An 8351-nucleotide genomic window follows, 5' to 3' on the forward strand; every position below is an offset into this window, starting at 1 on the left:
CTGGTGTGTTGTGGGGGGCGCCCCGGCGTCCCGCCCGGCGCCCCACTTCTCGCGTCACGCCTGGCCACCTCCCGCCCGACGCCTGGCCACTTCTCGCCCGACGCCCTGGCCACCTCCCGCCCGACGCCTGGCCACCTCCTCACGGGACGTCGAGGATCTCGCTCCGGATGAGGAACCGCTTCCCCTCCGGCGCCTCGAGGGAGAAGCCGCTCCCCCGGCCTTCCACCGTATCGACGGTGAGATGTGTATGGGACCAGTACGCGAACTGCTCCCTCGACATCCAGAACCCCAGTTCGCCGCGCCCGGGGAGGTCGAAGACGCCAAGGAGGACATCGGCGTCGCCCGTCAGGAACTCCCCGGCCGGGTAGCACATGGGCGCCGAGCCGTCGCAGCAGCCGCCGGATTGGTGGAACATGAGCGGGCCATGCCGCTCCCAGAGCGAGTCCAGGAGCGCCGCGGCGGGTCGGGTCAGCGCAACCCGGGAGAAGTCCTCCCCCGGGCGCACCGGCCTGGCTGTCAGAACTTCCATCAGTACTTGATCACAACGCGGCCGTCGATCTTCGCGTGGTGCATCTCGTCGAACACCTGATTGATCTCCTCGAGGTCCCGCGTGTGGAACGTCGGATGGATGAGGCCGCGGGCGTAGAAGTCGAGGGCCTCCACCATGTCCTGCCGCGTTCCGACGATGGAGCCGCGGATCGTGAGGCCCTTGAGCACGATGTCGAAGATCGGTGCCGGGAAGTTCCCCGGCGGGAGGCCGTTGAAGACGATCGTGCCGCCGCGGCGAGTCATGCCGATCGCCTGCCCGAACGCGGCGGGGTGGACGGCGGTGACGAGGACGCCGTGGGCTCCGCCCGTCGCTGCTTGGATGGCCGACGCCGGATCCTCGGCGAACGCGTTCACCGTCACCTCGGCACCGTGCTTGCGGGCGAGGGCGAGCTTCTCATCCGCGACGTCGACGGCCGCGACCCGCATGCCCATTGCGACGGCATACTGCACAGCGATGTGCCCGAGGCCGCCGATCCCTGAGATCACGACCCACTCCCCCGGCCGGACCTCCGTCTGCTTGAGACCCTTGTAGACGGTGACGCCAGCGCACAGCACAGGCGCGATTTCGTACGGGTCCGCGCCGTCGGGGATGCGCGCCGCGAACTTCGCGTCGACGAGCATGTAGTGCCCGAATGAGCCGTCCACACTGTACCCGCCGTTCTGCTGGGACTCGCACAGCGTCTCCCAGCCGGTGCGGCAGAACTCGCACGTGCCGCACGCGCTCCAGAGCCACGCATTGCCGATGAGGTCTCCGACCGCGAGGTCCGTCACGCCCTCCCCGACCGCAGCAACAGTGCCCACGCCCTCGTGCCCCGGAACGAGGGGGAGCTGGGGCTTGACGGGCCAGTCGCCCTGCGCCGCGTGGAGGTCGGTGTGGCAGACGCCGCTCGCGATGAGCTTCACGAGGACCTGGCCCGGGCCGGGGGTTGGGATCTCGAGTTCGTCGACGCTGAGTTCCTCGCCAAAGCTGTGGACGACAGCGGCTTTGAAGGTTTCGGTCATGGACATGCTCCTTTGCATGTGGTGGGGTGGATGGGCTGACGGTGGGTCGCGGCGCAGATTCCGACCGGGATCGGCCGCCGCGGATCGGCGAGTCGCTGCGACACGCCGCGAATTCTCCGGTGTGGCGGCCAATCATGGTCGGAATCCAAGTGCGGGTGAAGCGGACGACGACGGCGCGCACCCGCCGTCGTCCGCTCGCCTGTTCTTAGAAGAAGCCGAGTTTGTTCTCGCTGTAGCTGACCAGCAGGTTCTTGGTCTGCTGGTAGTGCTCGAGCATCATGAGGTGCGTCTCCCGGCCGATACCGGAGGACTTGTAGCCGCCGAACGCCGCGTGCGCGGGGTAGGCGTGGTAGTTGTTCACCCACACGCGCCCGGCCTGGATCTCGCGTCCGGCGCGGTAGGCGGTGTTGCCGTCGCGGCTCCAGACGCCGGCGCCGAGGCCGTAGAGGGTGTCGTTGGCGATCTCGAGCGCCTCCTCGTAGTCGGAGAACTTGGCGACCGAGACCACGGGGCCGAAGATCTCCTCCTGGAAGATGCGCATCGTGTTGTTGCCCTCGAAGATCGTCGGCTCGACGTAGAAGCCGCCCGCGAGGTCTCCGGGGAGCTCGGCGCGCTTGCCGCCGGTGAGGACCTTGGCGCCCTCGGCCTTGCCGATCTCGATGTAGGAGAGGATCTTCTCGAGCTGGTCGTTGGAGGCCTGGGCCCCGATCATCGTCTCGGTGTCCAGCGGGTTGCCCTGCTTGATCTTCTGGGTGCGCTCGACGACGTCGGCCAGGAACTTCTCGTAGATCCCCTCCTGGATGAGCGCGCGGGACGGGCACGTGCACACTTCGCCCTGGTTCAGGGCGAAAAGGGTGAAGCCCTCCTGTGCCTTGTCATAGAACGCGTCGTCCGCGGCGGCGATGTCGTTGAAGAAGATGTTCGGGCTCTTCCCGCCGAGCTCGAGCGTGACCGGGATGAGGTTCTGCGAGGCGTACTGCATGATGAGCCGGCCGGTGGTCGTCTCGCCTGTGAACGCGATCTTCCGGATCCGCGGGCTCGAGGCCAGCGGCTTGCCCGCCTCGACGCCGAAGCCGTTGACGATGTTCAGCACCCCGGCCGGGAGGAGGTCCTGGATCAGCTCGGCGAGGACCAGGATGCTCGCCGGGGTCTGCTCGGCGGGCTTGAGGACGACGGCGTTGCCCGCCGCGAGTGCCGGGGCGAGCTTCCACGTGGCCATCAGGAGCGGGAAGTTCCAGGGGATGATCTGCCCGACGACGCCGAGCGGCTCGTGGAAGTGGTACGCCGTGGTCGTCTCGTCGATCTGGGACAGCGAGCCCTCCTGGGCGCGGATCGCGCCGGCGTAGTAGCGGAAGTGGTCGACGGCCAGGGGCAGGTCCGCGGCCAGGGTCTCGCGGACCGGCTTGCCGTTGTCCCACGTCTCGGCGACCGCGAGCAGCTCGAGGTTCTCCTCGATCCGGTCCGCGATCCGATGCAGGATCAGCGCCCGCTCCGCGACACTCGTCTTGCCCCAACCGGGGGCGGCCTTGTGCGCGGCATCCAGGGCGAGCTCGATGTCCGCTGCCTGCGAGCGGGGAATCTCGCAGAACATCTTCCCCGTGACGGGGGTGATGTTCTCGAAGTACTGGCCCCCGACCGGGGCGACCCACTCGCCGCCGATGAAGTTCTCGTAGCGGTCCTTGAAGGCGACCTTGCTGCCCTCGGTACCCGGCTGCGCGTAGACGGTCATGGCGAAACTCCTTTGTCTCTCGTTCCCCTTGCGGGGGCCGGTGGTGCCGGCGTTGCGACGAGCGTAGGAGCGCATGGGTTGCGGCTTGGTTGCAGGACCGTGTCCCGCACCACAGGGCTGTTTCGGGTACGGGTGACACTCCTCCCCGTCGTACCCGAAATGCCTCCAGACGGAAGTAGCTGTACCCGAAACGGAGGGAGGGGACGTGACGCCGGATGAATTCTGACGCAATCCTGCGTCATATATTTCTTCCGGTTCAGCTGTTTCCCTTTTTGACCTCAGCCCTTCAATCCGCGCGCCCTGCCCGCTTAGATAGACGAAACCGGCGGGCACGAATTAGTCCCCGGCGAGAAAAAGGAAAGGTCCAAGGAGACAGCCATGAAAACAATTGCGTCGATCGCGAGCACGGCTGCAGCCGTCTTCATCGCCGTGGCGGCCTCCGGTTGTGCGGGGACGGCTGGCGTGGCCTCTCAACCAGCGAATCAGGTTACTGAACTGCGCTACCAGGGCTCCGCGAACAATGTGACGCTGCCGGAACTCGCCGAGGACCTCGGCTATCTCGGGAACGTCAAGCTGAAATGGGTCGGCAATACGACGAGCGGCCCGCAGGACATCCAGTCGGCGGCGACCGGGCAGACGGACTTCGGCGGCGCGTTCGCCGGGGCCGTGGTCAAGCTCGTCGAGGCCGGGGCGCCGGTCAAGGCAGTGGTGAATTACTACGGCGAGGACGAGAAGACTTTCACGGGCTTCTACGTCAAGGACGACAGCTCCATCCGCGGGCCACGTGACCTGATCGGCAAGAAGGTTGCCGTCAACACGTTGGGCGCCCATTCCGAGGCGGTCATCGACACGTGGCTGGAGAAGAACGGGCTCACGCCGGAGGAGATCAAGCAGGTCCAGCTCGTCGTGCTGCCGCCGAACGACACGGAGGAGGCGGTGCGCCGGGGTCAGGTCGACGTGGGATCGCTGAGCGGGGTGCTCCAGGACAACGCGGTCGCGGCCGGCGGCCTTCGCTCGCTCTTCAGCGACTATGGGCTCTTCGGCACTTTCGCCGGGGGACAGTATGTGTTCCGCAGCGATTTCCTCGCCCAGAATCCTGACACGGTCAGAACCTTCACCACGGGCGTCGCGAAGGCGATCGAATGGGAGCGGACCACGCCCCGCGACCAGGTGATCCAGCGACTCACCGAGATCATCCAAAAGCGCAACCGGGGTGAAAGCACCAAGAATCTCCAGTATTGGAAGAGTGTGGGCGTCCCGAAGGCCGGAATCATCACCGACGCCGATTTCTCCCGCTGGCAGAAATGGCTCAATGAAACCGGAATTGTGAACGGGCCGATCACCCCGTCGAAGTACTACACCAACGAATTCAACGACCTCGCGAAAGGATGACCGATGACGCCGAAGATCAGCCTCCGCGACGTCAGCCAGAGATTCACGGTCAGGGGCGGAAGCCTGACCGCGCTCGAGAGCCTCACCCTCGATGTCCGCGACGGGGAATTCCTCACCCTCGTGGGCCCCAGCGGCTCGGGCAAGACCACCCTCCTCGATCTGCTCGCGGGCCTGACGAAGCCGACGTCGGGAGAGGTCCTCGTCAACGGCAGGCCGGTCACGGGCCCGGGCCCGGACCGGGCGGTCGTGTTCCAGCAGTACGCGCTGTTCCCGTGGCGCACGGCCTCGCAGAACGTCTCGATCGGGCTCGAGGGAACGGGGCTCGGCAAGCGCGAACGCGCCGAGAAGGCCAGCCACTACCTGCAGCTCGTGGGCCTGGCCGGCTTCGAGGACCGCTACCCGCACGAGCTCTCCGGCGGCATGAAGCAGCGGGTCGCGATCGCGCGCAGCCTGGCCTACGAGCCCGAGATCCTGCTCATGGACGAGCCCTTCGCGGCGCTGGACGCGCAGACCCGCGAACAGCTCCAGGGCGAACTCCTGCGCATCTGGCGTGCCACCGGCAAGACCATCGTCTTCATCACGCACGGGATCGAGGAGGCCGTCTACCTCGGGCAGCGCGTTGCTGTCCTGAGCTCCCGCCCCGGGCGGCTCAAAGCGATCGTGGACATCCACCTCCCCGAGTACGACGACGAAGCCGACATCCGCTCGCACCCCGCCTTCGTCGACTACCGCCACCGCGTCTGGAACCTCCTGCACGACGAGGTCCGCCGCGCCACCGCAGAAAGGATCCCCGCCTGATGAGCACTCTCACCGCTCCCTCGATCCGGGCCGCCGACGCGCCGGCGGAAGCTCCCGCGGCGAGCCGAAGCGACGGCGCCGTCCGCTCGCTGCGGCGAGTGGCCGCCGTCGTCCGTTCGACCCTGTGGAAGTCCGCGGCGATCGTCGCCTTCCTGCTGCTCTGGGAAGTCGGGCCGCAGTGGTTCGCGGCGCCGTCGACCCGCGTCTTCCTGCCCCCGCTGCACGAGGTGCTCGCGGCAACCTGGCGCCTCCTCGCCAACGGCGCGCTCGAGAACCATCTCGCCGCGAGCCTGACGCGGTCGTTCGCTGGGTTCGGCGTCGCCGTCGTCCTCGGAGTCGCAGCCGGCCTGCTGATCGCGTGGTACCGCCCGCTCAACTCGTTCATCACCCCGCTGCTGGAAGTGTTCCGCAACACCGCCGCGCTCGCACTCCTCCCGGTCTTCACGCTCCTGCTGGGGATCGGCGAGGAATCGAAGATCACGATCGTCGCGTACGCGGCGTTCTTCCCGGTGCTGCTGAACACCATCGCCGGGGTGCGCACCGTGGACCCGCTGCTCGTGCGGGCCGCGCGCTCCCTGGGGCTCTCGAGCCTGGCGCTGTTCCGCAAGGTGATCCTGCCCTCGGCGGTGCCCACGATCTTCACGGGCATCCGCATGGCCGGCACCGCCTCGATCCTCGTGCTCATCGCCGCGGAGATGGTCGGGGCGAAGGCCGGGCTCGGCTACCTGATCGTCAACGCGCAGTCCAGCTTCCTGATCCCGGACATGTACGCCGGCATCCTGACCGTCTCGCTCCTGGGCCTGGCCGTGAACACCCTCCTCGTTGCGCTCGAGCGCCACTTCTCCCGGTGGCGCGCCGAGGCCCGCCCCTAGTCCACCTCCACGAAAGGCACCCCGAAAATGACCACCGCTCTTGAAACCCAGCTCGAATTCACCAAGCTCGGCTCGCGCATCGGCGCCGAGATCCGAGGCCTCGACCTCAGCCAGGACCTCTCGGACGAGGTCATCGCCCAGATCCGCGCAGCCCTCAACCGGCACAAGGCCCTCGTGTTCCGCGAGGCCAACGTCCGCACCGACGAGGAGCAGGTCCGCTTCGCCTCCCGGTTCGGCCCCCTCACCAAGGCACACCCGACTGTCGCCTCCGTGGACGGCGCCGAGAACGTCCTGCCCGTCGACAGCGAGGACGGCTCGGCCAACACCTGGCACACCGATGTCACGTTTGTGGTGAACCCGCCCCAGGCCTCGACGCTGCGCAGCATCGTGCTCCCGGCCTACGGGGGCGAGACATTGATCGCCTCCTCGGCCGGGGCGTACCAGGACCTCCCGGCCGAGCTGCGCAGCTTCGCCGACACGCTGTGGGCCATCCACACCAACGACTACGACTACTCGGTCCCGAAGAACCTCGAGCACGCGGGAGCCGAGGAACGCCGCAAGGTCTTCACCCGGATCAAGTACCAGACCGCCCACCCCGTGGTGCGCGTCCACCCTCTCACGGGCGAGCGCGGCCTGTTCATCGGCGGCTTCGCGCAGCGTCTGCGCATCGTCGGGCTCTCCAACACCGAGTCGAGGGACATCCTCCGCCTCCTGCAGGCCTACATCACGCGGCCCGAGAACGTGGTGCGGGTCAATTGGGAGCCGAACCAGCTGGTCCTGTTCGACAACCGCATCACCCAGCACTACGCGCCGTCCAACTACGACGACCAGCCGCGCAAGCTCAACCGCGTGACCATCGCCGGCGACATCCCCGTCGGCGTCGACGGCACGCTCAGCCAGGCCATCGAGGGCGACTCCTCCCACTACTCCGAGATTGTCTCTGTCGGGACGGGGGCCTGACCATGGGGAAGAAGCTGCACCTCAACGCGTTCCTCATGGGCACGGGCCACCACGAGGCGTCGTGGCGGCTCCCGGAGAGCGACCCGCACGCCGGGACGAGCCTCGCGCACTTCACGCGGCTCGCCCGGACGGCCGAGCGAGGGAAGTTCGACTCCGTGTTCTTTGCCGACTCGCCCGTCCTCTGGGGCTCCGTGGGGCGCCGGCCGGTCAGCGCCGTCGAGCCCACCGTGCTGCTCGCCGCGCTGGCCGCGGCCACGGAGCGGATCGGGCTCATCGCGACCGCCTCCACCAGCTACAACTCCCCGTACAACCTCGCGCGGCGGTTCGCCTCGATCGACCACCTCTCCGGCGGCCGCGCAGGATGGAACGTGGTGACGACGGCGGGGGCCGACGCCGCGCGGAACTTCGGCCTCGACGACCAGCCCCTCCACCGGGCACGGTACGAGCGCGCGGCGGAGTTCCTCGACGTCGCCTTCAAGCTGTGGGACTCCTGGGACGACGACGCCATCCTCGCCGACAAGGCCGCCGGGGTCTGGGCGGACTCGGATCGGGTGCGGGCCATCGAGCATTCGGGGTCGCACTTCTCGGTGCGCGGACCGCTCGACATCCCACGCTCCCCGCAGGGGCACCCGGTGATCGTCCAGGCCGGCTCGTCGGAGGACGGGAAGGGCCTCGCTGCCCGCTACGCCGAGGCCGTCTTCACGGCACAGCAGACCCTCGAAGAGGCACAGGCCTTCTACAACGATCTGAAGGTGCGGAGCGCCGTCACGGGACGGAATCCCGAGGGGATCAAGATCCTCCCCGGAATCGTCCCGGTCCTCGGCGGGACCGAGGCCGAGGCACTGCGACGCGAGCGCGAGCTCGACGACCTCATCCGGCCCGAGTACGCGCGCATCGAGCTCGCGAAAACGCTCCGCGTTTCCCCCGAGGACCTGCCGCTTGACCGGGAACTCCCCGCAGACCTCCCGGACGAGGACCAGATCGAGGGCGCCAAGAGCCGCTACACCCTCATCGTCGACCTCGCCCGCCGCGAGAAGCTCACCGTGCGC

8 protein-coding genes are annotated in these 8351 nt (G+C 67.9%); 5 read left to right on the forward strand and 3 right to left on the reverse strand.

The window, feature by feature from the left end; all coding sequences use genetic code 11:
• Positions 1-139 precede the first annotated feature (139 nt).
• From ACTHL9_RS09135 to adh, 3 genes are all read right to left on the reverse strand, one after another.
• Complete coding sequence (locus ACTHL9_RS09135; protein WP_440518535.1) at positions 140-529, reverse strand: DUF779 domain-containing protein; 390 nt, start codon at positions 527-529, stop codon at positions 140-142.
• Positions 529-1551, reverse strand: a complete 1023-nt coding sequence (gene adhP, locus ACTHL9_RS09140; protein WP_440518536.1) for an alcohol dehydrogenase AdhP — start codon at positions 1549-1551, stop codon at positions 529-531. Before adhP ends, ACTHL9_RS09135 begins: the two co-directional genes overlap by 1 nt.
• Positions 1552-1756: 205 nt before the next feature.
• Positions 1757-3280: an aldehyde dehydrogenase gene (gene adh / locus ACTHL9_RS09145; RefSeq protein ID WP_440518537.1), complete on the reverse strand. Its 1524-nt coding sequence runs from the start codon at positions 3278-3280 to the stop codon at positions 1757-1759.
• 378 nt (positions 3281-3658) lie between these two features.
• Between adh and ACTHL9_RS09150 the strand changes: the two genes are divergently transcribed.
• The 5 genes from ACTHL9_RS09150 to ACTHL9_RS09170 all read left to right on the forward strand — a co-directional run.
• A complete protein-coding gene (locus ACTHL9_RS09150; protein WP_440518538.1) occupies positions 3659-4672 on the forward strand; it encodes an ABC transporter substrate-binding protein in 1014 nt (337 codons plus the stop codon).
• A gap of 3 nt (positions 4673-4675) precedes the next feature.
• The gene (locus tag ACTHL9_RS09155; RefSeq protein ID WP_440518539.1) at positions 4676-5470 is read left to right on the forward strand and encodes an ABC transporter ATP-binding protein; all 795 of its coding nucleotides are present in this window, start codon (positions 4676-4678) and stop codon (positions 5468-5470) included.
• Complete coding sequence (locus ACTHL9_RS09160) at positions 5470-6342, forward strand: ABC transporter permease (protein WP_440518540.1); 873 nt, start codon at positions 5470-5472, stop codon at positions 6340-6342. Before ACTHL9_RS09155 ends, ACTHL9_RS09160 begins: the two co-directional genes overlap by 1 nt.
• Positions 6343-6369: 27 nt before the next feature.
• Positions 6370-7302, forward strand: coding sequence for a TauD/TfdA dioxygenase family protein (locus tag ACTHL9_RS09165; protein WP_440518542.1), 933 nt, complete (start codon positions 6370-6372; stop codon positions 7300-7302).
• A gap of 2 nt (positions 7303-7304) precedes the next feature.
• The coding region (locus ACTHL9_RS09170) for an NtaA/DmoA family FMN-dependent monooxygenase (RefSeq protein WP_440518544.1) at positions 7305-8351 on the forward strand (1047 nt) is incomplete at its 3' end.

This window comes from Sinomonas sp., from assembly GCF_051955515.1.
Lineage (GTDB): Bacteria > Actinomycetota > Actinomycetes > Actinomycetales > Micrococcaceae > Sinomonas.

Bases quoted from the DNA above. Each gene is read 5' to 3' on its own strand.
- ACTHL9_RS09135 (WP_440518535.1), bottom strand. From the start codon at position 529: ATGGAAGTTCTGACAGCCAGGCCGGTGCGCCCGGGGGAGGACTTCTCC.
- adhP (WP_440518536.1), bottom strand. From the start codon at position 1,551: ATGACCGAAACCTTCAAAGCCGCTGTCGTCCACAGCTTTGGCGAGGAA.
- adh (WP_440518537.1), bottom strand. From the start codon at position 3,280: ATGACCGTCTACGCGCAGCCGGGTACCGAGGGCAGCAAGGTCGCCTTC.
- ACTHL9_RS09150 (WP_440518538.1), top strand. From the start codon at position 3,659: ATGAAAACAATTGCGTCGATCGCGAGCACGGCTGCAGCCGTCTTCATC.
- ACTHL9_RS09155 (WP_440518539.1), top strand. From the start codon at position 4,676: ATGACGCCGAAGATCAGCCTCCGCGACGTCAGCCAGAGATTCACGGTC.
- ACTHL9_RS09160 (WP_440518540.1), top strand. From the start codon at position 5,470: ATGAGCACTCTCACCGCTCCCTCGATCCGGGCCGCCGACGCGCCGGCG.
- ACTHL9_RS09165 (WP_440518542.1), top strand. From the start codon at position 6,370: ATGACCACCGCTCTTGAAACCCAGCTCGAATTCACCAAGCTCGGCTCG.